The sequence below is a fragment of the Mesorhizobium sp. CNPSo 4671 genome, from assembly GCF_057784245.1.
Genome location: NZ_JBWLUW010000004.1, coordinates 466,265 through 491,639, shown reverse-complemented (window position 1 = coordinate 491,639; position 25,375 = coordinate 466,265). Strand labels below are relative to the sequence as shown.

The window sequence follows — 25,375 nt, the reverse complement described above, 5'->3', positions numbered from 1 at the left end:
AAATCCGACGTCGCAAACAGGGACACCGATGCAAACTTCGTTTGGCACCGGTCAGGCAAACAGGGAAAGCACGGATCTGGCCTTCACCGATCCGTTGACCGGGCTTGGCAACCATCGCCGCTTCTTCGACAAGGTCGATCGCCTGATCAGCGACCGCGCCGACGATCCCGCCCCTTTCACCGTTGGCATTCTCGACCTCGACGGCTTCAAGCCGATCAACGATCTGTTTGGCCACAAGGCCGGCGACGACATCCTGATCCAGGTCGCCATGCGGCTGCGCGCCTCGATGGACGGCCATTCGACGGTCTGCCGCATCGGCGCCGACGAATTCGCCTTCCTCTATCCGCTGGTGTTCTCCGAGGAAGCGGCGGCGGAAAAATCCCGCATGCTGATCGAGATCCTGTCGGCGCCCTATGATGTCGGCGAACGCACCGCCAGGCTGTCGGCCTCGGTCGGCTGCTCGTTGTTCTATTCCGGCGACGAGACCACCGAGATACTCATCAACAAGGCCGAAACGGCGCTCTACCACGCCAAGCGCTCCGGCCGTGGCCGCGTCGTCGTCTACACACGCGAGATGGAAGAGGCGGCTAAGCGCGTCACCCGCATCGAGCAGGCCCTGCGCCGCGCCGTCTCCGCCGGTGAGGTTGAGCCGCATTTCCAGCCGATCGTCGACCTCACCACGCGCCGCACCATCGGCTTCGAGACGCTGGCGCGCTGGACCGATCGTGATCTCGGCGCCGTCCCGCCGACCGTCTTCATTCCCATCGCCGAGGAACGCGGCATCATCGGTCCGCTGTCGCAGCTGGTGCTGCGCAAGGCGACCGAAGCCGCCAGGAGCTGGCCGAGCGACCTGTTCCTGTCCTTCAACCTGTCGCCGTCGCAGCTCGTCGATCAGAACACCGGCCTGCACATATTGGCGATCCTCGACCGCACCGGCTTCGATCCGCGCCGCCTCGAGATCGAGATCACCGAGACCGGCCTGATGAACGACCCGGCCTCGGCCGCGCAGATCGTCGAGGATCTGCGGCGCGTCGGCATCCGCGTCTCGCTCGACGATTTCGGCACCGGCCAGTCCTCGCTTGGCCGCTTGCGCGAATTCCATTTCGACAAGCTCAAGATCGACCGCGCCTTTGTCTCCTCGATCCTCGACGACCGCCCGTCCGAACACATCATCCGCGCCATTCTCGCCATGTGCGAAGGTTTGGGCATGGATGTGGTCGCCGAAGGCATCGAGGAGGAAGCGCAGGCCGACCGCCTGGTCCAGTTCGGCTGCGCCGGCGGGCAGGGCTATCTGTTCGGCAAGCCGGTCGATGCCGACGCCACGCTCGGCTATCTCCGCGATTCCTTCCGCGGCGCGCTGCGCGCCAAGGCGATCTGACCGGCGATTTCGGCGCTGTCCGGCCGTCGCGACTTTGCGCCGAGTGCGGCGCATTGTCGTTTTGTCTGACATAAGCCTGCAAATCCGCCGTTTCGCCCTTGCCCGCGCGACTTGCGTGGCTAGGATGCGCGCCGTTCACGCTGGGAGACGAGAAAGATGATGCCATCGGCGGATTTTGCCGACCTTAGGGGTGCCTCGGTGCTGATCACCGGCGGCGGTTCCGGGATCGGCGCGGCGCTGACCGAGGGTTTTGTGCGCCAGGGCGCCAATGTCGCCTTCATCGACATCGCCGAGAGCCCGAGCACGCTGCTTGCCGACCGCATCGAGAAGGAGTTCAGCCGCCGGCCGCTCTACCTCAAGACCGACCTGCGCGACGTCGAGGCGCTGCGCGCCTCCGCGGCCAAGGCGGCGGAGGCGCATGGCGATGTCACGGTGCTGATCAACAACGCCGCCTGGGACGAGCGCCACGCCGTCGAGGACGTGACGATGGAGTTCTGGGACAACAACCAGGCGATTAACCTCAGGCCACATTTCTTCACCGCGCAAGCGGTGGCGCCGGGCATGAAGCGGGCCGGCGGCGGCTCGATCATCAACTTCACCTCGACATCCTATCTCATCAACCATCCCGACATGCCGGCCTACACCGCCGCCAAGGCGGGTATCCTCGGCCTCACCAAGGGGCTGGCCGGCAAGCTCGGGCCCGACCGCATCCGCGTCAACGCCGTCGCGCCCGGCTGGGTGATCACCGAACGGCAGCAGGAACGCTGGGTGACCGAAGGGGCGCTTGCCGCCCATGTCGCCAAGCAGTGCATCAAGGAGGTCATGCGGCCGGACGACATGGTCGGCACGGTGCTGTTCCTGGCCTCGGATGCCTCGCGCATGCTGACCGCGCAGATGCTGATCGTCGACGGAGGTTTTCTGTGAGCCCAGGGTTCGCCAGCAACGCTCCGGCGGTCGCCGCACTCGATTGGGGCACGACCCGGCTTCGGGCATGGCTGATCGACGGCAGTGGCAAGGTGCTTGCCGAGCGCCGCGGCGATGACGGCCTGATCACCGCGCGCGAAAAAGGGTTTTCGAACGTGCTGGAAGGCCATCTGGCCGCCATGGGCGCGCCCGACGCGCTGCCGGTCATCATCTGCGGCATGGCCGGCTCCCGCCAGGGCTGGATCGAGGCGCCGTACGTGACGGTGCCGGCGCCGATCGGCGCCATCCTCGGCGGTGCCGCCCGCGTGGCTGATCGGAAACGCGATATCCGCATCGTGCCGGGTCTCGCCCAGCGCCTGGCCGACGCGCCGGATGTCATGCGCGGTGAGGAAACACAGCTTGCCGGTGCTGGTTTGCCGGCAAACGGGCGGCATCTCGCCTGTATGCCCGGCACCCATTCGAAATGGGTGCTGGTCGAGGACGGCGCGGTGGCCGGCTTCGGCACATGGCCGACCGGCGAGTTGTTCTCGGTGCTTTCAGCGCATTCGATCCTCAAGCATTCGCTGGGCGAGCATCCGGCTCCGGTCACGGGCGACAGCCCGTTCTTCCGGCAATGGTGCGAACGGGCGCTTGGCGAGGGTGGCGACGTCACCTCGAAACTGTTTGCCATCCGCGCCGCCGGGCTCCTGCAGGACCTGAAGTCGGAAGATGCGGCGGCCTGCCTGTCCGGGCTTCTGATCGGCGGTGAGATCGCCTCGGCGAAGCGCCGCTATGGCGCCGGCGATGCGCCGGTCGTGCTGATTGCCTCGGGTGCGCTCGCTGTGCTCTACCAAGCCGCACTCGACATTGCCGGGCTTGCCGTCCGCACCGTCGATGCCGATGAAGCGGTGCGCGCTGGCCTCATCGAGGCCGCGCGCGAGAACGGCATGATTGGAGCCGCCAAATGACACAGACCGCAGCCTTTCCGAAACTCAAGCGTGGGCTGGTCGCCATCCTGCGTGGGCTCAAACCCGCGGAAGCGATTGCGATGGGGCAGGCGCTGTTCGACGCCGGCATCGAGGCGATCGAAGTGCCGCTCAACTCGCCCGAGCCCTTCTCGTCGATCGCCAGGATTGCCGAAGTGCTGCCGAAGTCAGCCCTGGTCGGCGCCGGCACGGTGCTGACGGCGGCCGATGTCGACGGCCTGCACAAGGCCGGTGGGCGGCTCCTGGTCAGTCCCAACATCGATGCCGAAGTGATGGTGCGCGCCATGCATTACGGCATGGTGACCATGCCCGGCGTATTCACGCCGACCGAGGCCTTCCAGGCGATCCGCCTGGGCGCCTCGGCGCTGAAATTCTTTCCGGCGAGTGCGCTCGGCGCGGGCGGCATTTCGGCCATCCGGGCGGTGCTGCCGGCGCAGACCCTAGTCGGCGCCGTCGGCGGCGTTTCGGAGAAGGATTTTGCCGGCTACAAGGCGGTGGGCGTCACGGTCTTCGGCCTTGGTTCCAGCCTGTTCAAGCCCGGCATGAGCGTCGATGATGTGGCGGCACGTGCGCACGCCGCCGTCGTTGCCTGGGATGCGGTGTTTGGAGAGGCATGATGAGTGAAGCGATCGTTTCGGTTTTTTCCGACCATGTCTGCCAACTCGGCGAAGGACCGAGCTACGATCCCGCCACCGATGCGCTGTTCTGGTTCGACATCGTCAACGGCCAGCTTCTGGAGAAGCAGCTGTCCGGCGGCGCGACCAAGGTCCATGAGCTCGGCCAGATGGCCAGTGCCATCGCCATCATCGACGACAAGCGGCAGCTGATCGCCACCGAGACCGGACTTTTTGTCCGTGACGTTGCGACCGGCAAGATGACGCTGCACACGCCGATCGAGGCTGACAATCCTGTCACCCGCTCCAACGATTCCCGCGTCCATCCCTGCGGTGCGCTCTGGACCGGCACGATGGGCAAGGGCGAGGAAAAGGGCGCCGGCTCGATCTACTGGTTCTTCAAGGGCGAACTGCGCCGCCTGTTTTCGGATATCACCGTCTCCAATTCGATCTGCTTTTCCGCCGACGGCGCGCTTGCCTATTATACCGACACCTCGACCGGATTGCTGATGCGTGTCGCCTGCGACCCGACGACCGGCCTGCCTGCCGGCGAGCCTAAGATCTTCGTCGATCACCGTTCCGCCAAGGGCTATATCGACGGTTCGGTGCTCGATCGCGACGGCATACTGTGGAATGCCGTCTGGGGCGGCAGTGTCATCGAGGCCTATGGACCCGACGGCAAGCTCGTCCGCACGGTCGCCATGCCGGTGACACAGCCATCCTGCCCGGCCTTCGTCGGCAAGAACGCCGATCGGCTGGCGGTCACATCGGCCTGGTCGGGCAAGAATGAGAAGCAGCGCCTGCTCGACCTGCAAGGCGGCATGACTTTCCTGCTCGACATTCCCGTCAATGGCCGCTTCGAGCCGCGCGTGCTGATCGCCTGAACAGAGCCGATCATCTGAACAGACTGGGCGATCGGCGCCGCTCCCGGCGGTGCTGTCACGCAGGCGTCCGGTTTGGGTCGGTTTCGCGAAAGCCGTTTGCCTCGGCCGTGCGATGGTAGGCAATCGCATCGCCGGGAACCGTTCATCTGATGTCGAGCCGCAAGCCAAAGCTGATCCTTGTCTACGAGCCCGAAAAGGCTTGCTTCAACCGTTTGATATCAGACGGCTACCCACCGCAGCGCGCCATCGAAATCTCGTCCTACCTGGCGCAATCGACGGATATCGCTCCCGACTTCGCCGCACTTGCCGCCGCCTGCGCGGCACGCGGTCTCGCCTTTGCGCCGGTGGCGCTCGATGATGCCGCCGAGGCGCTGGCGGGTGCGGATGCGCAAAGCACGCTGGTCTGGACGCTGTCCGACGGCGTCGCCTATTTCCGCGGTGGCGCCGCGCCCGCGCTGGCCCGGCTCAAGGGATTGCGGACGATCGGTGCCGATGATGCGCTGTTCGCGCTCTGCCAGGACAAGTTCCGCTCCGGCGCCGTGCTTGGCGCGCTCGGCCTGCCGGTGCCGCAGGCCGGCCTTGCCCGCGACGGCAAATGGCTGGTCGAGCCGCCGGCTTCCGCCGCCGGCTGGTTCGTCAAGCCCAACCGGCTCGGCGCCAAGATCGGCATCTGGCCGGATTCGCGCAGCAGCAATATCGATCATGCGCTGGAGCTTAGCCGGCGCGTCTTCGCCGCCTATCGCGACGATGTCGTCGTGCAGCCCTATGTCGCCGGCCGCAACGTGCGCGCCAGCTTCCTCGGGCTGACGCCGCAAACCGGCGTCGAAGCGCTCGGCATCGCCTTTGTCGATTCCGGCGGCGATTTCCAGACCATGGCGGACAGCATGGCGCTCTACGGCAAAACCGGCGAGGCGGCGAAGGCGGCAGGACTTTATGCCGAACCGGAACTTGCTGCCGTCGCCGACGTCCAGCCGGGGGCCGACGCCAGGATCAGAGCGATCGCTGGGCGGCTGATCAGCGGGCTTGGCCTCCGCGACGTGTTCTCCGTCGATCTGCGCGTCGAGGCCGACGGCACAGTCCACCTGATCGAGTTCGAAGTCTGCCCCGGCCTTCCCTGCTTCGATTTCCGCGCCTACTGCCGGTCGCAATGGGGCCTGGAGCTTGCCGACGCCATGGCCGAAACCGCCGCGAACCGGCTTATCGCGCAGGATCGGGGCGGCTAGGCTTTCCTATATGGGCCGCGCGCCGGCCATGTACCTGATGTTGTCGAACGGCTCCGGCCGGTTGTCGGCCAGGCTCCACAGTTGGCGGTCGGTGCCTGGCAGATCGCCGAGATAGACATGCAGGGCGCCGGAACGGGCACTGCCGGTGTTGGCGACCGAGTGAATGGTGTTGGAAGACATGTGCACCAGCGCGGGCGCCGAAAAATCCTGCCGCTCCGGCTCATCGACCTCTTCGCCGGCGAGCGGGTAGATGAAATTGGTCTCGCCGCCGCAATAGATGCCTATCAGGGCGTCCATCAAATGGTTATGCGGCGGATACTGCACCCCGGGCGAAAGCGTGATGTGGTAGATCGTCAGCTTCGGGCTGGCATGCAGCAAGAGCTCGTCCTCATCCTCCTCATGGACAAGTCCGCCGAGCACATGGAAGCGGTTGGTATAGTCGCCCAGGACAGCCTTGACCGCATTGAAGGGATGGGCGCCTGCCGCCGCGTTGACGATATCCGTGATGGCGGGGTAGAGAGGGGAGTCGGCGGATAGAGGCATGCCACAGCTCCTGACTGAGATGCTCAGTTAGTATAGCTAAGATGGCCAATGTCAAGGCCGATGCGAAGCGAGAGACGCATGAAGCCGACAAAAGCCACGCCACTGAAATCGCCCGCTTCCTCAGGCGGGACACCAGCGCTGTCGACAGCGGATCTGCTGCGCAGCGAACAGGCCTACGAGCAGTTGAAGAGCGATATCGTCGCTTGCGTCCTGTCGCCCGGTGAAGCGTTGACCGAAAAGCAGATTGAGGCCCGCTACGGCATCAAGAAGGCGACGATCCGCTCAGCGCTCGCCCGTCTCATGCAGGAGGGACTGGTCAGGAGCGAGCCGCGCCGCGGCTATGTCATCACGACGCTGACCTTGCGCGACGTCAACGAGATCTTCGATGTGCGCAGCCTGGTCGAGCCCGAAGTGTTCCGGGTTGCCACGACGGGCATCACAGAGCGCGGCCTGGACGAGATCAGGCTGGCGGCCAGAAAGGTGCTGAAGCCCGAGACGCTGCGCAGCCCGGTTGCGTTCCTCGCCGCCGATCGTGCCTTTCGCCTGGCGATCGCCGAGCTTTCCGGCAATTTGCGGCTGGCACAGCTTCTCAGCCAGATCCTCGACCAGTCGGAACGGGCGCTCCATCTCGGCTTCAAGTCGCGCGATTTCATGCCGCTGATCATCGAACAGCAGAAGCAGTTGCTGCAGGCTTGCGAGAAGAGCGACGTCCCGGCAATCGTGAAACTTGCCCGCTCGCAGTGCCTGGCCCTCAAGCACCAGCTGGTCGGTGCCCTGCTTGGCGGAGCCAAGCTGCGCGACGTGAACCTGCAGGACTTGGTTTAAAGTGCCGACCCCGGTTGACCCGCCTCAGGTCCCTTCGACCAGCACGATCTCGCCGTCGGCGACCTTCTGGCGAATGGCGACCGCGCGCTGATATTCCGGCGAGTGGTAGCAGTCATGCGCAGCAGTGAGCGACGGGAACTCGATGATGACGTTGCGGGCCCGGCCTTGCCCTTCGGCAAACTCGTGCTCGCCGCCGCGTGCCAGGAATTTCACATCGAAACGATCGAAGGCGAGCTTGGCGGCGGCGACATACTCCTTGTAGCCTTCGGCATCGCGCACATCGACGCGGGCGATCCAGTATCCCTTGGGCATTCTTCCCTCCCTAAATTCTATGCAGAGCGCATTTCGTCGAGGATCGCCTGCGCTGCCGCGCGGCGGTCGCTGGCCGCGACGATCGGCCGGGCGACGACGAGATGGCTGGCGCCGTTGCGGATCGCCTGCGCGGGCGTCACCACACGCTTCTGGTCGTCATGGTCGCTCCCAGCCGGCCGGATGCCGGGTGTCACCACCGCCATGTCGGGGCCGACGATGCGGCGCACCGCTTCGGCCTCGGCGGCCGAGCAGACGATGCCACCCATGCCGGCATGCAGCGCCTGTTCCGAGCGCCGCAGCACCAGCGTGTGCGGATCATACTCATAGCCGACATCGATCATGTCCTGCTCGTCCATCGAGGTCAGCACGCTGACGGCGAGCAGGCAAAGCTCGCTGCCCCTGGCCGCCTCCACCGCCGCCCGCATCGCCTTGGGGTAGGCGTGGATGGTCAGCATGGTCATGCCCATCTTGACGATGTTCTCGACGCCCTTGGCCACCGTGTGGTCGATGTCGAGCAGCTTCATGTCGAGGAAGATTTTTGTTCCGCCGCTGGCCAGTTCCCTGGCAAAGTCGAGCCCGCCGGCAAAGGCCAGCTGATAACCGATCTTGTAGAAAGAGACGACGCCGTCAAGTTCGCGCACCACCTGCTCGGCTTCCCGCACGGTCGGCAGGTCGAGGCCGACGATCAATCTCTCTTGCATGGATTGGGCCTGCATGGTTGCGGCGATCACGCCTCGACCCGGGTCGACAGCATGCGCGAGGTTTCGATCAGCGTGCGGCATAGGTGCTCCATCGATTTGTACAGTCTTTCGTCACGGAAATTGCCGCCTTCGTCGAAGGCGTCGCCGCCGTCCGGCACCGAGCATTCCGGCGTCACCACCTCCATCTGGCAACGCACCAGCACGGCGCGCAGATGGTTGATGCAGCGTATGCCGGCGAAGTGGCCGTTGGAGGACGAGCATAGGCCGGCAACCTTGCCGGCAAGCGGCCTGACCGTCCGGCCGCCATCCCGGCGCACGCGGCTCACCCAGTCGATCGTGTTCTTGAGCAGCGGCGGGATCGAGCCGTTATATTCCGGCGTCGCGATCAGCAACCCGTCATGGGCAATGATCAGACGACCGAGTTTGACGGCGTTCTCGGGAACGCCTTTTTCCTTCTCAAAATCCTCGTCGAGGATAGGCAAGGAATAATCGGCGAGCGAAATGCGGGTCACCTCGGCGCCCTGCACCGCAAGTTCCTTCTGCGCCACGTCGGCGGCCCTGCCGCTATAGGCGCCGCTGCGCACCGAGCCGGCGAAGACGAGGATTTTCGGGATCACTGCCATTGGCCACCCTTGTTCCCGGACAGGTACAGCCAAGCTTCGATCAAATCAACGCCAACTTCGTCATCCCCGGACGAAGCAGGAGCGAAGCTCCGTCGCGGAGACCCTGGGATCCATTCCGTGACCTTGGCCGTGGGGTGCAGCGGAGCAGAATTATGGACTGCGCAACGCTTTGAAGTCGCGGCATGGATCTCTGGGGTACCGAGGAATTAGTGAGCTTCCCTTCGATAAATCCAAAGCTGCGTCGGCGGGATGTTGCGGAAGATGAAATCGAAATGCTTGACCGTGTAGTCGCCGCGTCCGGCCGGGATCGGTGACATCGGACCATAGGTCAGCTGCACGATCGGGCGTCCGGCCGGGATGCGGTCGAGCAGGCTTTCGATATAGGCTATGCGCTGGGCGACCGGGAAATTGAGCAGCGGCACGCCGGAGACGACGGAATCGAAGATCATCCCGCTCCTCTCGCCAAGTGTGGCGTTGAGGTTGAAGGCGTCGCCCTCGATGACGTTGACGCCGGGATAGAGCTGGCGCAGATGGCGCACGAAATCCGTGTTGTATTCGACCGCATAGAGGTTTTCGGGCCGCACGCCCTGGGCAAGGATGGCACGGGTGATGACGCCGGTGCCAGGGCCGACCTCGAGCACCGGCAGGCCGGACCTCGGATTGACGATCGAGGCCATCTTGCGCGCGGTGATCGAGCTGGTCGGCACGATCGAACCGACCGTCTTCGGCTTGTCGATCCAGCCCTTGAAGAATTTGAGTTCGTCGTCGAACTTTTCGGCAAGCGCCTTCCGCAGTCCGTGACCACGTGTCATGCAAGCTCTCCTCAAGGCTCCCCGCAAGCTACTTAACACCTGGTTGACGCAAGGCAAGGCGTAGCGAGATGCATGTCGTGGATAAGATAGATTTCGTCGCGTCTCAAAATGCGGCGCGTTTCATCGATTCCTGCGCCGTTCCTGCACAGTCAGCTCTCGCCGAAGGATTCGAAGAAATCCTTCATGCGGGCGAAAAACCCGCTCGATTGGGGCGAATTGTCCTGCGAGGAGAGCTGTTCGAACTCCTCCAGCAATTCGCGCTGGCGGCGGGTTAGGTTCTGCGGCGTCTCGACAGCTGTCTGGATGTAGAGGTCGCCGACGTTGGGCTGGCGCAGCACCGGCATGCCCTTGCCCTTGAGCCGGAACTGGCGTCCGTTCTGGGTGCCTTCGGGCACTTTCACCTTGGTCTGGCTGCCGTCCAGCGTCGTCACCTCGAAAGAGCCGCCGAGGGCCGCCGTCGTCATCGATATCGGCACTTTGCAATAGAGATCGGCGCCATCGCGTTGGAAGAATTCGTGCGGCTTCACCGCCAGGAAAATATAGAGGTCGCCCGAAGGGCCGCCGCGCAGGCCGGCCTCGCCCTCATTGGCAAGGCGGATGCGGGTGCCGTCCTCGATGCCGGCCGGAATGTTGACCGACAGCGAACGCTCCTCGGTGATGCGGCCCTGGCCGGCGCATTTCGGGCACGGATCCTTGATGGTCTGGCCGCGGCCCTGGCATTGCGGGCAGGTGCGCTCGATCGAGAAGAAGCCTTGCGTGGCGCGCACCTTGCCATGGCCATGGCACATCGAGCAGGTCACCGGCTGGGTGCCGGGCTTGGCGCCGCTGCCTGAGCATTCCGTGCACGAGATCGAGGCCGGAACGCGGATCTGCGCGGTCTTGCCAGCAAACGCCTCTTCCAGCGAGATTTCCATATTGTAGCGCAGGTCGGCGCCACGCTCGCGGCCGCCGGACGAACGACGCTGCCGCCCGCCCATCATGTCCCCGAAAATATCCTCGAAAATGTCGGCGAAGCCGCCGGCGCCAAAGCCTTGCGCGCCGCCATTCATGCCGCCCTGTTCGAAGGCAGCGTGGCCGAAACGGTCATAGGCCGCGCGCTTCTGCGGGTCCTTCAGCGTCTCGTAGGCTTCGTTGATTTCCTTGAACTTGTGCTCGCAGGAATGATCGCCGGGATTGCGGTCAGGATGGAACTGCATGGCGAGCTTGCGGAAAGCGCTCTTGAGCTCCTTCTCGTCGGCGCCCTTTTGTACGCCCAGCGTTTCGTAGAAATCAGCTTTCATTTTTTCCCGCTGTCCGGATGCTCAACGTCTTGATGCATTGTTGCGTCGTTTGCCGGCACGTTGCTTCGATTTAGGATCGGTGCCGCCCGGATGCCAGTGCTGGCGTGCGTCTGTCCGGGTTTTTCTGTCATTTTTTGGAGAGGTCCCGCACTTTTTTGGCAAGGGTTGCAAAAAAGCCCGGCTTTACGCCGGGCTTTCCGCTTTATCTTGCCGTCAGGCGGCTCAGGCCGACTTCTTCTTGTCGTCGTCCTCGTCGATTTCCTCGAAATCGGCATCGACCACGTCGCTATCCTTGGCGGCATCCGCCTTGGCATCGGCTTCCGCTGCTTCCTTCTGCGAGGCCTCGTACATGGCCTGGCCAAGCTTCATCGAAGCTTCAGCGAGCACCTGGCTCTTGGCCTCGATGTCGGCCGGATCGTCGCCTTCGGCGGCGGTCTTCAGCGCCGCGATCGCATCGGAAATCGCCGTGCGTTCGGCTTCCGAGACCTTGTCGCCATATTCCTTCAGCGACTTCTCGGACGAATGCACCAGCGCCTCGGCCTGGTTGCGGGCCTCGACCACGGCGCGCCGCTTCTTGTCGGTCTCGGCATTGGCCTCGGCGTCCTTCACCATCTTCTCGATGTCGGCGTCCGAAAGACCACCCGAGGCCTGGATGCGGATCTGGTGTTCCTTGCCGGTGCCTTTGTCCTTGGCCGAAACGTTGACGATGCCGTTGGCGTCGATGTCGAAAGTGACCTCGATCTGCGGCACGCCGCGCGGCGCCGGCGGAATGCCGACCAGGTCGAACTGGCCGAGCGCCTTGTTGTCGGCGGCCATTTCGCGTTCGCCCTGGAAGACGCGGATGGTCACGGCCGACTGACTGTCTTCAGCGGTCGAGAACACCTGGCTCTTCTTGGTCGGGATCGTCGTGTTGCGTTCGATCAGCCGGGTAAACACGCCACCCAGCGTCTCGATGCCGAGCGACAGCGGTGTCACGTCGAGCAACAGCACGTCCTTGACGTCGCCCTGCAGCACGCCGGCCTGGATGGCGGCGCCCAGTGCGACGACCTCATCCGGGTTGACGCCCTTGTGCGGCTCCTTGCCGAAGAACTGCTTCACGATCTCCTGGATCTTGGGCATGCGGGTCATGCCGCCGACCAGGACCACTTCGTCGATCTCGCCAGCCTTCAGGCCGGCATCCTTGAGCGCCGCCTTGCAGGGGTCGATGGTGCGCTGGACGAGGTCTTCGACCAGGCTTTCGAACTTGGCGCGCGTCAGCTTCAGCGTCAGGTGCTTCGGCCCAGTCGCGTCGGCGGTGATGAAGGGCAGGTTGATCTCGGTCTGCGTGGTGGACGACAGCTCGATCTTGGCCTTTTCAGCCGCCTCCTTGAGGCGCTGCAGCGCAAGCTTGTCGTTCTTCAGGTCGATGCCCTGTTCCTTCTTGAACTCGGCCGCCAGATATTCGACTAGGCGCATGTCGAAATCCTCGCCGCCGAGGAAGGTGTCGCCATTGGTCGACTTCACCTCGAACACGCCGTCGCCGATTTCGAGCACCGAAATGTCGAACGTGCCGCCGCCAAGGTCATAGACGGCAATGGTCTTGCCATCCTTCTTGTCGAGGCCGTAGGCGAGTGCGGCAGCCGTCGGCTCGTTGATGATGCGCAGCACTTCGAGGCCGGCGATCTTGCCGGCGTCCTTGGTGGCCTGGCGCTGGGCGTCGTTGAAATAGGCCGGAACGGTGATGACCGCCTTCTCGACCTTCTCGCCGAGATAGGCTTCCGCCGTTTCCTTCATCTTCTGCAGGATCATGGCAGAGATCTGGCTGGGCGACTGCTTCTTGCCGCCGGCCTCGACCCAGGCATCGCCATTGTCGCCCTTGACGATCTTGTAGGGGACAAGCTTCTTGTCCTTTTCCGTCACCGGATCGTCATAGCGGCGGCCGATCAGGCGCTTGACCGCGAAGATGGTGTTTTCAGGGTTGGTGACCGCCTGGCGCTTGGCCGGCTGGCCGACCAGACGTTCGCCGTCGCCCGAGATGGCGACGATGGAAGGCGTCGTGCGCGCGCCTTCCGCATTCTCGATCACCTTCGGTTCCTTGCCATCCATGATGGCGATACAGGAGTTGGTGGTGCCGAGATCGATACCGATTACTTTTGCCATTTTTCTAGTCTCTCCTCTAAGCAGGCTTTCAGGACCCATGAAGGCGTTCCGACGAAAGCCCCTGTTCATAAGAAATCCCGTTCGGCAACCGGTGTACCAGTGCCGGACGGCTTGGCGCGTATATAAGAACAGCCAGCATCGGGCGCAAGCATTCTGCGCAAGGCTTCCATGAACCTTTCCACCGCCGCCCGCGACTGAGGTCCAGGTGCCGCATGGTGCGGCCCGGAAAGGAAGCCCCCATGACCAGCAACCCAGAGGCTCTGCGGTCTCCGGGAACAACAGGAGCTCGGCGCGACCACCGCCTTCGGGACGGGGTCGATGCGCTGGGCTTCCCGCTGATTCCGTTGACCCTGCGTAAGAGCAGGCGTATCGTGACAATGAGGAAAGCAGACAATTCGATCAGGGAAGAACGAGCCGGACCGCCGCGCCTTGCCCTGGTTCGCGCGGCTCAGCCGGAGGTTCCGCCCATAGACTTCGGGGGGAGTTCTATGTCTTGCGATCACGGCCCGATCGTGCCTTCTTTCACCAGCCGTTTGCGCCGCCTGATCAAGGCAACCGGCGGATTTGTTGTATTTGCCCTGACCGCCAGCCTTTGGCTTGGCGGCGCCGCCAAGGCGCAGGACACCCAGATCATCTATCCCGGCTCGATGGCGGTTACAGGATTTTCCGGCACCATCATCCCCAATTTCGACGAAGGCCTGCCACCCGGGGTCGATCCGGTCGATGAAACCTTTATCGACACCACGCGGGCCACTCTGCGCGTTTTCGACGTTTCGCATCTCGGCGGGCCGGCTTCGGGCCAGCTCGTCTTCACGCCGCCGCCTTTCGAGGTCACGGCCGGCCAGATCGGCCAGGTTTTCGGCGTCACCTATGATGACGGCGTGCGTGACGGCGTTCCGTCGGGCATTCCCAATCTTTATGCCGCCGCCACGTCGCTGCACGGCATCCGCATCGTCACGCCGGATACCGACAGTGACGGCAGGCCGGAGCGGCAGCGCCGAGGCACGGCAGGCGCCACCTTTATGGAAGGCCAATTCGGCGGCGAAAACGGCGGCGGGCCAGGGACCATCTGGAAGATCGACGGCATCACCGGCCAGGTCGCCAAATTCGCCGACATCGACACCAACAGCGGTCCCGGCATCGGCAATCTCACCTTCGATCCGAACCATCGCCAGTTCTTCGCCTCGGACCTCGACACCGGCCTGATCCATCGCATCGACGCCACCGGCAGATTGATCGACACGTTCGATCATGGTGTCGCCGGGCGCCCGGCGCATGGTCTGGCTCCCGTCGCCGACGATGGCGCGGTGATGGACATACAGGGTGCCGCCTTCGACACGGAAGATCCCGAGACCTGGGGCTACACCCAGGACGAGCGCCGCGTCTGGGCCGTCTCCTATCACGGCGGCCGGCTCTATTATTCTGTCGGCGAAAGGTCGGAAATCTGGTCGGTGGGCATTGCCCGCGACGGCAGCTTTGCCGGTGACCCGCGCTGGGAACTGACGGTCAAGGCCGACAAGGACTACGCCGTCACCGACATCGCCTTCGACAACAGCGGCTTCATGTACCTCGCCCAGCGCGGCCCGGTCGAAAACCGCTACGATTACAGCCGCTTTGCCGATTCCGGCAAGGGCGAAGTCATCCGCTATTTCAGAGAAAACCCGGACGATCCGGCAACGGAATCGGTCTGGGTGGAAGTGCCGCAGGAATATGCGGTCGGTTTCCCGCAAGGCAACCGGCAGTCGGCCGGCGGCCTCGACCTGCAATATGGCTATGATGCCGACGGCAATCTCGACACCTCGGTGTGCACGCAGACGCTGGTCAACACCGGCGACAAATTGCGCGACAATCCAACGCTTGCCGAGCAGCTCGCCGCCGGCGGGCCGCTCGCCGTGCATGGCGTGCAGATCACGCCCAAGGACCTGGTCAAGCCGGCCAATGTGCCGCCTTTCGGCTCCTGGTTCGTCGATTTCGACGGCTATTTCGAGGATCCCGAGGTGGAAGGCCATGTCGGCGACGTCGCCGTCTGGCATCCCTGCGAGGGGCGTGCCGGCTATTATGAAGAAATTCCGGGCGGCTATTTGCCCCCCTTCTACCCGCCGGACTTCCCACCGCCCGGCAATCTGCCTCCCTGTCTCGATGTCGAGGACGTCCAGTATTACTGCACGCCTTCGGGCCTCGAGGCCGATCTCTACCTCCATGACCATGCCGGCTTCGGCGGCGATTCGATCAAGGCCCAGTCCAGGACGCCAGGCGTCGGGGTGACTTCACCCATGTCGCATGCGCCCGGCACGCCGTACACGATCAACATCACCGGCCACTATCCGGGCGACAGAGTGGATGTTGGACTTTGCTTCTACAGGAAGTCCGACAAGGACAAGGGTGGCTATTACCCTTGCTGCAAGATGACCTTGCCGCTCCGCACCCCAGCCGTCAGCTGCGAACGTTGAGGAGGGGAAGATGAAAAATCTCGCACTCTCCCCGCTCGCGCAAAACAACGCAACCGACAAGCAGTCAACCGTCATGGAGACGATCATGAAACCCCTGTCATACGCCAGGCGCGGCGCGCGCTGGCTGATGGCGGCCGGTATCGCGGTCGCCATGTTCACCCCTCTGGCAAGCCATGCGGAAGACGCCGCTCCGATCACCCCGGAACTGAGGCTCGACCTCGACAATTCGCGCGTCGTCAATCCGCGGCCGGAACGGGTCGTCCCCTTCTTCACCAAAAGAGGCACCCAGAGAGGCTGCGACTATGTCGTCTACTCCCTGAGCTTCGGCCTGCGCGGTGATCCGCAGGGCTTTGCCGATCCGGGCCTTGTGGCGCTGCTGAAGAAACTCAAGATCGAGTTCAAGGACCAGCTTCCGCACGGCCTTTCGATCGTCAACGTCAATGTGTCCGGCGACGGCACGGATGCCTCCGGCGGACCACTGCCGGGCGCGACGATCAGCAATTCGGCGGGTCCCAACGATACCGCCACGATGTCCGATTTCCGGCTCTCCGCCGCCGATCTCGACGGCGCCGGGGCTGCCAACGAACGCGTCATCAATTTCCAGATCACGGCCAAGATCGACCATGCGGCGTTCCCCGCGCCGACGATCGTCGACAATCAGGGCCTGATCAAGGTGAGCAATGAAGCCGGCACCGGGATCATCATCCCGTCGCAGGATCCGAGCAAGCCCGACGACGGCGACTACAAGACCGGCATCAAGACCTCGATCAAGATCGATGTCACCAAGTGCGAACCACCGCCACCACCTCCCGGCAAGGAATGCTTCAAGGTGGAACGCGGCACGGTCGATTGCGTGCCCGGCGGTGGCGCCTTCATCTACCACATGCCTGTCGGCCCGGAGATGGGCGGCAAGTGGGTTCAGGTGTCGACCACCACACCCGGCATCACCATCATCCCCGACACCCAGCTGGTGCCTGCGGGCGGCGGCGTGCTCAACTGGAAGATCGTCGGCGCGTCGCCCGGCGACGTCATCCACCTGATCGTCACCGGCATCGAGACCTATGCCGGGCCGAAGGAAGGCTGGGGCCTGTGCTGCACGCAGACCATCGACATCGTCATCCCGGGTGACCAGCGCTGCCCGCCCAAGGATAAGGAGCCGGACCTCAAGGTCGAGAAACGCGCCGATGTCCCGCGCTGCACCATGGCCGGCGGCTGCGACTTCACCATCAGGGTCACCAATGTCGGCACCGCGCCCTACAACGGCAAGATCGTGCTCGACGAGGTGACGCTGCCGGCCGGCTCGACGCTGAGTTCAGGACCCAATCCGCCCTGGGTCTGCGTGCCCGGCACCACCCCGATGATGTGCACCTATCCGGTGACCACGCTCAATCCGGGGGCCTTTGTCGATCTCAAGCTCGGCTTCAAGCCGGCCGGGGGCTGGCAAGGCAAGGTGCTGCGCAACTGCGCCACCTACAATTATCCGTCCAGCGGCAAGCCGCTGTTCGGCAGCCAGCAAAATGACAGGGGCTGCGCCTCGATCCCGATCTGCCGCCGTGGCGATCGTGACCGCGACTGCCAGCCGCCGGTCGAGAAGAAAGTCGACCTGATCCTGAAGAAGCGTGCCCGCATCCCGGTCTGCACGCCGGACGGTGTCTGCTACTTCATCATCGACATCATCAACAACGGCACATCGACCTATAACGGGCCGTTGACGGTGATCGACAACTACCCCGGCGGCGCACCTGCCTCCTCGACCTTCGGACCGAGCCCGCCCTGGACATGCGGACCGAACGGCCCCGGCCAGTTCCGCTGCGACAATGCCGGCATCTCGCTGCCTGCGGGCGCCTCGACACCGATCTTCGTCAAGGCGGTCATGCCGGCCGGCTACCAGTCGGATACGGTCGAGAACTGCGCCGCGGTGAAGGCCATTCCCGGTGAGGTCGACCTCACCAACAACAAAGCCTGCGCCAAGGAACGCATCCGCCGTCCCAATGGCGGCAAGCCGACCTTGCGCATCACCAAGGTCTGCAACGGCTCGCTGGCCGGTGCCGCGGTCGTCTCTTGCCGCATCACCGTCATCAGCCTTGGCACCGCTGCCCCCACCGGTCCGGTGCGGGTCAACGATGCCGCCACGCTGGTGTCGGGCGGCGCGCCCGTCCAGATCCAGACCGTCACCCCCGACGGCGCGGAATGGGCGTGCGGACCGGTCCCGGCCAACACGCTGTCGTGCCAGATTCCCGGCGCCGTCATGACACCTGGAACCAGCCGCCACTTCGACGTGACGGTCTCGGCCAATGGCGAGTTCGAGAACTGCGCGCGCGGCTCCTATGGGCCGGCGCCAGGCGACGACATCGTCTATCCGATCGGCCAGGCCTGCGCCAAGGGCGGCGGCTCTTCGACCATCCGTGTCGAAAAGACCGGCGACCGCGAATGCCGGCTCGGCCAGCCCTGCTCGTTCGACATCACCATCACCAATGACGGGACGAGCCCCTTCTCCGGCCCGGTCCGCATCGGCGATGCGATCGGCGTGGAAGGTCTCGGCCGGCTGGATGGCGTTGCGATCACCTCGGTCGATCCGCCCTTCGGCTGCTCGCCCGAACCGGCGACCTTGCCCCTGTCCTGCATTGCCAACCTGACGCTCGGCGCCGGCGAAAGCCAGTCGCATCGCGTTACCGTGGTCATTCCCGACGACGGCCGTCTCGCCAATTTGCAGGGCAACGTCAATGGCCAGAACTGCGTTGGCGTCCTGTCTCCCGACACCCGGGTGCAGGGCGGCGGCGACGTGCTGTCCAAGGACGCCAACGTGCAGGGCGATCGCGGCAAGGCCTATGCGTGCCACCCCTTCGCCATCACCCATGAGGTGAAGAATGAGTGCTCGCCGGGCTTCGTCATGAACGACGCCGGCCGCTGTGTCTGCCCGGAAGGCACCACCTTCCGCAACGGCCAGTGCACCGGCGGCGGCACCAACATTCTGCCGACGCCTCCGCCGCCGAAGCGCTGCGTACTGCTCGAAGGCCAGATCCGCACGGAGGACGGGCGCTGCATCTGCCCGCGCGGCACGCAACTGGAGAACGGGAAGTGCGTCAGGACCGACAGGCCTGAGCAGTGCACCATCCGTGGCCAGATCCATGATGCCGATGGCAATTGTATCTGCCCGCAAGGGACCGAGGTGCGCAACGGCGCCTGCCGACCGATCCGGCCGAAGCCCGAGCAGTGCCGCATCCCCGGCCAGATCCGCAACGCCGATGGTGATTGCGTCTGTCCGCAAGGGACCGAGGTGCGCAACGGCGCCTGCCGTCCGGTTCGGCCGAAGCCTCAGCAGTGCCGCATCCCCGGCCAGATCCGCAACGCCGATGGTGATTGCGTCTGTCCGCAAGGGACCGAGGTGCGCAATGGCGCCTGCCGACCGGTCCGGCCGAAGCCTGACCAGTGCACCATCCGCGGCCAGGTGCACGATGCCAATGGCGATTGCGTCTGCCCGCGTGGGACCGAGGTGATCGACGGCGCATGCCGGCGCAAGCAGCCGCAGCTGGAGCAGTGCGACATACGCGGCCAGGTCCACAACAAGCGCGGCGAGTGCGTCTGCCCGCGTGGGACCGAGGTCATCGACGGCGCGTGCCGCAAGCCCAGGCAACAGACGGAATGCGCACCGGGCTCGCAGATGGTCGACGGCCAGTGCCAACCGATCTTCAGGCGGCGCTGCCCGGAAGGCACGATTGGGCGCTATCCCAACTGCCGGCCGATACGCGGGCAGCCGTCGCTGGAGATCAACCCGGGCCTGCTGCTGCAGCAGGTCCTGCCGCGGCGCCAGCCGCAAACAGAACAGCAGGATCCAAACAGGATCCTGAAACTCCAGCAGCAGTAACCATCTGCTCGACACCAGACCAGAGACCCGCCGGAGCAATCCGGCGGGTTTTTCGTCATGCCCCGGCCGGCGGGAATTGGCTGCAGCAGGATCGCAGACGCCGCAGCGCCACCCAAGCCTGTGGAGCCGCCATGCCTGCACCCTCGACAAGTCACCCGCCGGGCATTAGGCAGTCGGTCCAGGATGAGCGGACGAAAAGCCCGTCCGGAAAGGCTGCTATATGAGCAAAAAGACCTTGATCGCACCCTCGGTGCTGGCTTCGGACTTTTCGAAGCTCGGCGACGAGGTCGAAGCCGTGGCGGCAGCCGGGGCCGACTGGATCCATCTCGATGTCATGGATGGCCATTTCGTCCCCAACATCACTTTCGGCCCGCCGGTGATCAAGGCGATCCGCAACCGCACCAAGGCTTTCTTCGACTGCCATCTGATGATTGCGCCGGGCGATCCCTATCTCGCCGCCTTCGCCGAGGCCGGCTGTGACGGCATGACGGTGCATGCCGAGGCCGGGCCGCATCTCGACCGCTCGCTGCAGACCATCAGGAACCTCGGCAAGAAGGCCGGTGTGTCGCTCAATCCGGCGACGCCGGAAACGATGATCGAATATGTGCTCGACCGGCTCGACCTGATCCTGATCATGACCGTCAACCCGGGCTTCGGCGGCCAGGCTTTCATCCCGGGCATCGTCGACAAGGTGAGGAGGGTCAAGGCGCTGATCGGCGACCGGCCGATCCGCATCGAGATCGACGGCGGCGTTTCGCCGGAAACAGCCCCCCTGGTCACATCAGCCGGCGCCGATGTGTTGGTGGCCGGTGCCGCGATCTTCAAGGGTGGCAGCGTCGAAGCTTACCGCGCCAACATCGAGGCGATTAGGACGGCGGCCGACAAGGCCGCCGGCTGACGCGCTACGTTCCATCCCGTTTCAAAATCCAACGGTCGGCTAAGAGGTCCTGTGCGGACATGACCTTCAGGGTTCGGTGCGCCCGAATCAGTCTCGCCCAAGAGGTCTGATTCGGGTGAACCGACCGGTGTCTTTGCGCGCGACAGAAAAGATGCTTGCACGGGCACACAGGAAACAGATGATCCTGCGTGCATACAAAACATGTTAAGTTTCTACTGGTTGTAGAGATGCGCGATTTTCCACGCTCAGATGCCGATCGGGATATATTCCTTTGTGCTTAAGTACAATAGCGCCATCTTCTGCTTGAGCCCCTTGACGCAAACACTGTATGGTACATGTACGGAAGGAATCTTTTCGGACTCGAATTTCCCGGAGAAAAATGGGGATTAAGGAGTCAACTTTGACATACGGAGCTGCCAACCTGAACGACGACGGCACAGGATCCAAGAGCACGCTTGCCAGTACGGTCTATCACCAATTGCGGGATGATCTTCTCGGCGGCGCTCTTGAAACCGAAAGCAAACTGCGGGTCGAGTGGGTTGTTTCCAAGTATGGCGCCGGTGCTTCCCCGGTTCGTGAAGCCCTTAATCGCCTTGCCTCCGAAGGACTTCTTGGTCGTCATGACCAACGTGGCTTTTTCATCATGCCGGTCAGTGCGACGGAGCTTGAGGAACTGACGCGCACACGCTGCTGGCTCGAGGAGCGGGCGCTTCGCGAATCCATTGCCCACCGCACTGCCGAATGGGAAGAACAGCTGGTGCTGGCGCTGCACCGCCTGGGCCGCGCCTCACGCCTTTCGCCGCAAAATGCCACGTCGCTCGATCCAGACTGGGAGAAATTGCACCGCACCTTCCACCGGGTGCTGATCTCGGCCTGCCGGTCGCACTGGCTTGTGGGTTTCTGCGACCAGCTTTCCGATCACGCCTATCGCTACCGGCAAATGGCCAATGACGGCGAAAGCGTCCAGCGCGACGATTTCGGCGAACACCGGCTGATCGCCGAATGCGCGCTGGACGGCAATGCCGACGGCGCCGTCCAGGCCCTGATCGATCACTACCAGCTGACCGCGTCCATGTGCATGGAACGCTTCAAGCAAGGCGAAATCGCAAAAGCCGCCGCCCCGGCCGAACGCGCCCGGCGGTAACGATCACTTCCCTTGGCGGCCTTGCCGTGGTCATTCGCGACCTTTTCGGCGGACGTGACGCGTTGGACCGCCATCTCCAGTCTTGACGGCATGGCCGGGAAACGCGAACTCTTCTCCGCCGATCCATGCCACCCTGGAGCATTGCCGGCATCGCCATGCCGTCACTGCGGGAAAATTTCATGAGCAATCATCTGTTCGATGCGTTCCGGTCCCGGGTGCCGGCGCCGGAGCGCCTGTTGATGGAAACCGATGATGGGCGCTCGCTGAGCTATGGCGACATGCTGGCGCGGTCGGCACAGCTCGCGCATGCGCTCCTGCAACTGGACGTCGAGCCCGGCGACCGGGTCGCCGTGCAGGTCGAGAAGAGCCCGGAGGCGCTGCTGCTCTATCTTGCCTGTGTGCGCGCCGGTGCCGTCTTCCTGCCGCTCAACACCGCCTACACGCTGACCGAGCTCGGTTATTTCTTTGGGGATGCCGCACCGCGGGTCATCGTCTGCGATCCGGCAAAGTCGGCGGATATCGGGCGCATGGTCGAGCCATCCGGTGCCGTCGTGGTTACGCTCGACCGCAACGGCCGGGGATCCCTTACGGATCAGGCCTCGCGTCTGCCGTCGGATTTTCACGATGTGGCGCGCGGGCCGGATGATCTCGCGGCAATCCTCTACACCTCAGGAACCACCGGCCGTTCGAAAGGCGCCATGCTCAGCCACGAGAACCTCGCCTCGAATGCGCGGGTGCTGGTCGAGCAATGGCGCTTCACGTCGGACGATGTGCTGATCCACGCGCTGCCGATCTTCCACACCCACGGCCTGTTCGTCGCCACCAATGTCATCCTGATGGCCGGCGCCACGATGCTGTTCGAGCAGAAATTCGATCCGGCCCGCATCGTCGCATTGCTGCCGCGCGCCACGGCGCTGATGGGCGTGCCGACCTTCTACACCAGGCTGCTGCAGCAGAACGGGCTGGACCGCCAGGCGGCGAAGAACATCCGCCTGTTCGTGTCCGGCTCGGCGCCGCTGCTGGCCGACACGCACAAGGCCTGGCGTGAGCGCACCGGCCACGCCATCCTCGAACGCTACGGCATGACCGAGACCAACATGAATACGTCCAACCCCTATGACGGCGAACGGCGCGCCGGCACGGTCGGCTTCCCCTTGCCAGGTGTTGCGCTGCGCATCGCCGATCCGGACAGTGGCAAGCCGCTGGCCCAAGGCGAGGTCGGCATGATCGAGGTCAAGGGCCCGAACGTGTTTGGCGGCTACTGGCGCATGCCGGAAAAGACCAAGGCGGAATTTCGCGCCGACGGGTTCTTCATCACGGGCGACCTCGGCATGGTCGACACCGATGGCTATGTCCATATCGTCGGCCGCGGCAAGGACCTGATCATATCAGGCGGCTACAACATCTATCCTAAGGAGCTCGAAAGCGAGATCGACGCACTCGACGGGGTCCTGGAAAGTGCCGTCATCGGCGTCGCCCATCCGGATTTCGGCGAAGGCGTCACCGCGGTCGTCGTGCGGGCGCCGGCATCGCAGATCACCGGAGCCGAAATCCTCAACGCCATCGCGGGACGCCTGGCAAAATACAAGCATCCGAAGCAAGTGATCTTCGTCGACGAATTGCCGCGCAACACCATGGGCAAGGTGCAGAAGAACCTTCTGCGCGACGCCTACAAGGACCTCTACGCATCCTAGGTGGTGGGTGCGCTACTTCGGCTTGCGCGGCTTTTCGGCCTTCGTGCCGGAGCCCCACAAGGCGCGCTGGATCAGGCCGCGTTTGCGGTTGCGTGGTACAAGGTCGATATCCCCGACCAGTTTCGCGCCGCCCTTGTGCCGCTCCAGCGTGATCTTGCGGGTGTGGAAGGCTTCCAGTTCGGCACGGTGCGCCACGCTGACGATGGTGACCTCGGGCAATTCGCGGATCACCGTTTGCATCATCTGGTCCTGGCTCTTCTCGTCCAGTGCCGAGGTCGCCTCGTCCAGCACGACGATGTCGGGCCGATGCAGCAGAAGGCGCGCGAAGGCGACCCGCTGCTTTTCACCGCCCGACAAGGTCTGGTCCCAGGGCGCTTCCTCCTTGATCCGCCCAGTGAGGTGGCCGAGGCCGACCTTGTCGAGGGCGGCCTTGATCTGTTCGAGCTTCCATTTGTTGGCGGCCGCCGGGTAGGCGACCACGCGGCGCAGCGTGCCGGACGGGATGTAGGGCCGCTGCGGCAGCATGAACAATCGCTTGTCGGGATGGAAATTCACGCTGCCGCTTCCCCATGGCCAGAGGCCGGCGATCGCCCGCACCAGCGTCGACTTGCCCGAGCCGGATTCACCTGACACCAGCACCCGCTCGCCCGCTTCGACCCCGACTTCCGTTTCCTTGACCACGGAAGTACCGTCGTCGAGCGTCACGGAGAGGTTGTCGAGGGAGAGCATCGTATCGCCCCTGGTCTCGCCGTGAAGGATGCGCCCCAGCTCGTCGCTCTGCTCGGCGCGCTCCAGCCCATCGAGCGACATCATCAGCGAGGCGATGCGGCGGGCAGAGGCGTTCCAGTCGGCGAGACGCGGATAATTGTCGACCAGCCAGCCGAACGCGCCCTGCACGATGGCGAAGGCGGAGGCAGCCTGCATGACCTGGCCGAGCGTCATCGAGCCTTCGAGGAACTTTGGCGCACAGAGCAAGACCGGCACGACCGGCGCGAAAAGGCTCGAACCCTGCGAGACCAGGGCCGTGCGCATATGCTGCCCGGTCAGCTGCGCCCAGCGCTTCAGCACGCCGGCAAAGGTCCTGTCGATGCCGCTGCGTTCCTCCTCCTCGCCGCCGAGCAAGGCGATGCTCTCGCCGTTTTCGCGCACGCGCGTCAGCACGTAGCGGAATTCTGCTTCCGTCTGGTTCTTCTCCTCCGACAACCGCACGAAGTCGCGGCCGATGACGAACATCGAAGTCGAGGTGATCGCGGCATAGATCACTGCCGTGATGACGAGGAAGCCGGGCACGGTGATGGTCGAGCCTCCCAGGTTGACGCTCAAGGCCCCGCCGATCGTCCACAGCACCACGATGAAGGTCGAGGCCGACAGGGTGGCGACAATCACGCCGGCGACGAAGTCGACGGGCGCCTCGGTGGCGACACGCAGATCTTCCGAGAGGCGGGCCTCGGGGTTCTGGTGGTCGCCTTGCACGAGATTCAGCTGATAGTAGCGGCCATTGGCCAACCAGCGCGCTATCACCGAGGTGGTCAGCCAAGCGCGCCAGCGGCGCTGCATGGTCATGCGCAGATAGACCTGCGCAACGACAAGGCTGATGCTGCCAAGCACGAGCGGCACGAACACCGCGCTGAGGAAATAGACGGTATGGGCGTCGCGTTTCTCGATGGCGTCGAAGATGGCGCGGTTCCAGAGATTGATTCCGTACTGAAAGCCGACATTGACACCGATCAGGATCAGCAGCCCGATGGTTAGCGGCCAGCCGAGCTTGTCGCCGTGCCGTCCCCAATAACCGCGTCCGCTGATCCAGAACCGCTTGAGCAGGTATTTCTTGCGCGCCTGTTCGGCAGCCTGTGGCGTCAGCTCCGGATCCGGTTCGACGGCCTCCGGCGGCGGGGGAACTTCACCAGCAATCTCGGACGCGGCCGCTTCGACGGCCGATGCCTTCTTTTCGCGTGGCTTTTTCTCGCGCGGTTCCTGCTCGCGCTTTCTCTCGTCACGCGGCGTTTGCCGTCGCGGCTTTGGGGCGCCGCGCGGTTCTATGCCGCCGGCCGGTTTCGATCTGGGTTTCGCCTCGGACATACGCTCCGACAACGACCTCGAA

General features: G+C 64.2%; 20 protein-coding genes. 12 read left to right on the top strand and 8 right to left on the bottom strand.

The genetic code is table 11. The annotated features are described in order from the left end of the window. Window positions 1-28 precede the first annotated feature (28 nt). From AC04SF_RS14415 to AC04SF_RS14390, 6 genes are all read left to right on the top strand, one after another. Window positions 29-1,378 carry a putative bifunctional diguanylate cyclase/phosphodiesterase gene (locus tag AC04SF_RS14415; RefSeq protein ID WP_095202923.1) on the top strand — a complete coding sequence of 450 codons (1,350 nt, stop codon included), beginning with the start codon at window positions 29-31 and terminating at the stop codon, window positions 1,376-1,378. Between the two features lie 156 nt (window positions 1,379-1,534). Then, complete coding sequence (locus AC04SF_RS14410; RefSeq protein WP_488478340.1) at window positions 1,535-2,302, top strand: SDR family NAD(P)-dependent oxidoreductase; 768 nt, start codon at window positions 1,535-1,537, stop codon at window positions 2,300-2,302. After that, complete coding sequence (locus AC04SF_RS14405; protein ID WP_488478339.1) at window positions 2,299-3,249, top strand: 2-dehydro-3-deoxygalactonokinase; 951 nt, start codon at window positions 2,299-2,301, stop codon at window positions 3,247-3,249. Before AC04SF_RS14410 ends, AC04SF_RS14405 begins: the two co-directional genes overlap by 4 nt. Beyond that, entirely contained in the window at window positions 3,246-3,884 is a 639-nt protein-coding gene (locus AC04SF_RS14400) for a 2-dehydro-3-deoxy-6-phosphogalactonate aldolase (RefSeq protein ID WP_488478338.1), read from the top strand. Before AC04SF_RS14405 ends, AC04SF_RS14400 begins: the two co-directional genes overlap by 4 nt. Continuing rightward, complete coding sequence (locus tag AC04SF_RS14395) at window positions 3,884-4,765, top strand: SMP-30/gluconolactonase/LRE family protein (RefSeq protein ID WP_488478337.1); 882 nt, start codon at window positions 3,884-3,886, stop codon at window positions 4,763-4,765. Before AC04SF_RS14400 ends, AC04SF_RS14395 begins: the two co-directional genes overlap by 1 nt. Window positions 4,766-4,914: 149 nt before the next feature. Further along, window positions 4,915-5,988, top strand: coding sequence for a D-alanine--D-alanine ligase family protein (locus AC04SF_RS14390; protein WP_488478336.1), 1,074 nt, complete (start codon window positions 4,915-4,917; stop codon window positions 5,986-5,988). 6 nt (window positions 5,989-5,994) lie between these two features. Here AC04SF_RS14390 and AC04SF_RS14385 read toward each other — a convergent pair whose 3' ends face one another. Next, a complete protein-coding gene (locus AC04SF_RS14385) occupies window positions 5,995-6,531 on the bottom strand; it encodes an autotransporter (protein ID WP_488478335.1) in 537 nt (178 codons plus the stop codon). A 78-nt stretch (window positions 6,532-6,609) separates the two neighbouring features. Here AC04SF_RS14385 and AC04SF_RS14380 point away from each other — a divergent pair, with 78 nt between their 5' ends. Beyond that, window positions 6,610-7,356, top strand: a complete 747-nt coding sequence (locus tag AC04SF_RS14380) for a GntR family transcriptional regulator (RefSeq protein ID WP_488478334.1) — start codon at window positions 6,610-6,612, stop codon at window positions 7,354-7,356. 24 nt (window positions 7,357-7,380) lie between these two features. Here AC04SF_RS14380 and AC04SF_RS14375 read toward each other — a convergent pair whose 3' ends face one another. From AC04SF_RS14375 to dnaK, 6 genes are all read right to left on the bottom strand, one after another. Further along, window positions 7,381-7,668, bottom strand: coding sequence for a DUF1330 domain-containing protein (locus AC04SF_RS14375; protein ID WP_095202930.1), 288 nt, complete (start codon window positions 7,666-7,668; stop codon window positions 7,381-7,383). A 17-nt stretch (window positions 7,669-7,685) separates the two neighbouring features. After that, a complete protein-coding gene (pyrF, locus tag AC04SF_RS14370) occupies window positions 7,686-8,384 on the bottom strand; it encodes an orotidine-5'-phosphate decarboxylase (protein WP_488478610.1) in 699 nt (232 codons plus the stop codon). Window positions 8,385-8,395: 11 nt separating this feature from the next. Then, on the bottom strand, window positions 8,396-8,992 hold the full coding sequence (locus AC04SF_RS14365) for an NADPH-dependent FMN reductase (protein WP_096452234.1): 597 nt from the start codon (window positions 8,990-8,992) through the stop codon (window positions 8,396-8,398). Between the two features lie 206 nt (window positions 8,993-9,198). After that, a complete protein-coding gene (gene pmtA / locus AC04SF_RS14360) occupies window positions 9,199-9,804 on the bottom strand; it encodes a phospholipid N-methyltransferase PmtA (RefSeq protein WP_096452236.1) in 606 nt (201 codons plus the stop codon). 149 nt (window positions 9,805-9,953) lie between these two features. After that, on the bottom strand, window positions 9,954-11,084 hold the full coding sequence (gene dnaJ, locus AC04SF_RS14355; protein WP_488478333.1) for a molecular chaperone DnaJ: 1,131 nt from the start codon (window positions 11,082-11,084) through the stop codon (window positions 9,954-9,956). 222 nt (window positions 11,085-11,306) lie between these two features. Further along, window positions 11,307-13,223, bottom strand: a complete 1,917-nt coding sequence (gene dnaK / locus AC04SF_RS14350; RefSeq protein ID WP_096452240.1) for a molecular chaperone DnaK — start codon at window positions 13,221-13,223, stop codon at window positions 11,307-11,309. 212 nt (window positions 13,224-13,435) lie between these two features. Here dnaK and AC04SF_RS14345 point away from each other — a divergent pair, with 212 nt between their 5' ends. The 5 genes from AC04SF_RS14345 (at window position 13,436) to AC04SF_RS14325 (ending at window position 23,274) form a co-directional block, all read left to right on the top strand. Further along, the gene (locus AC04SF_RS14345) at window positions 13,436-15,673 is read left to right on the top strand and encodes an NHL repeat-containing protein (RefSeq protein WP_488478332.1); all 2,238 of its coding nucleotides are present in this window, start codon (window positions 13,436-13,438) and stop codon (window positions 15,671-15,673) included. 10 nt (window positions 15,674-15,683) lie between these two features. After that, the gene (locus tag AC04SF_RS14340; RefSeq protein ID WP_488478331.1) at window positions 15,684-19,538 is read left to right on the top strand and encodes a DUF7929 domain-containing protein; all 3,855 of its coding nucleotides are present in this window, start codon (window positions 15,684-15,686) and stop codon (window positions 19,536-19,538) included. Window positions 19,539-19,758: 220 nt separating this feature from the next. After that, window positions 19,759-20,436: a ribulose-phosphate 3-epimerase gene (rpe, locus tag AC04SF_RS14335; RefSeq protein ID WP_488478330.1), complete on the top strand. Its 678-nt coding sequence runs from the start codon at window positions 19,759-19,761 to the stop codon at window positions 20,434-20,436. 400 nt (window positions 20,437-20,836) lie between these two features. Further along, window positions 20,837-21,580, top strand: coding sequence for a GntR family transcriptional regulator (locus tag AC04SF_RS14330; RefSeq protein ID WP_488478609.1), 744 nt, complete (start codon window positions 20,837-20,839; stop codon window positions 21,578-21,580). A gap of 179 nt (window positions 21,581-21,759) precedes the next feature. Next, window positions 21,760-23,274: a malonate--CoA ligase gene (locus AC04SF_RS14325; protein WP_488478329.1), complete on the top strand. Its 1,515-nt coding sequence runs from the start codon at window positions 21,760-21,762 to the stop codon at window positions 23,272-23,274. A 12-nt stretch (window positions 23,275-23,286) separates the two neighbouring features. Here the strand turns inward: AC04SF_RS14325 and AC04SF_RS14320 are convergent, their stop codons facing one another. After that, window positions 23,287-25,353 carry an ABC transporter ATP-binding protein/permease gene (locus AC04SF_RS14320; protein ID WP_488478328.1) on the bottom strand — a complete coding sequence of 689 codons (2,067 nt, stop codon included), beginning with the start codon at window positions 25,351-25,353 and terminating at the stop codon, window positions 23,287-23,289. Between the last annotated feature and the right edge of the window lie 22 nt (window positions 25,354-25,375).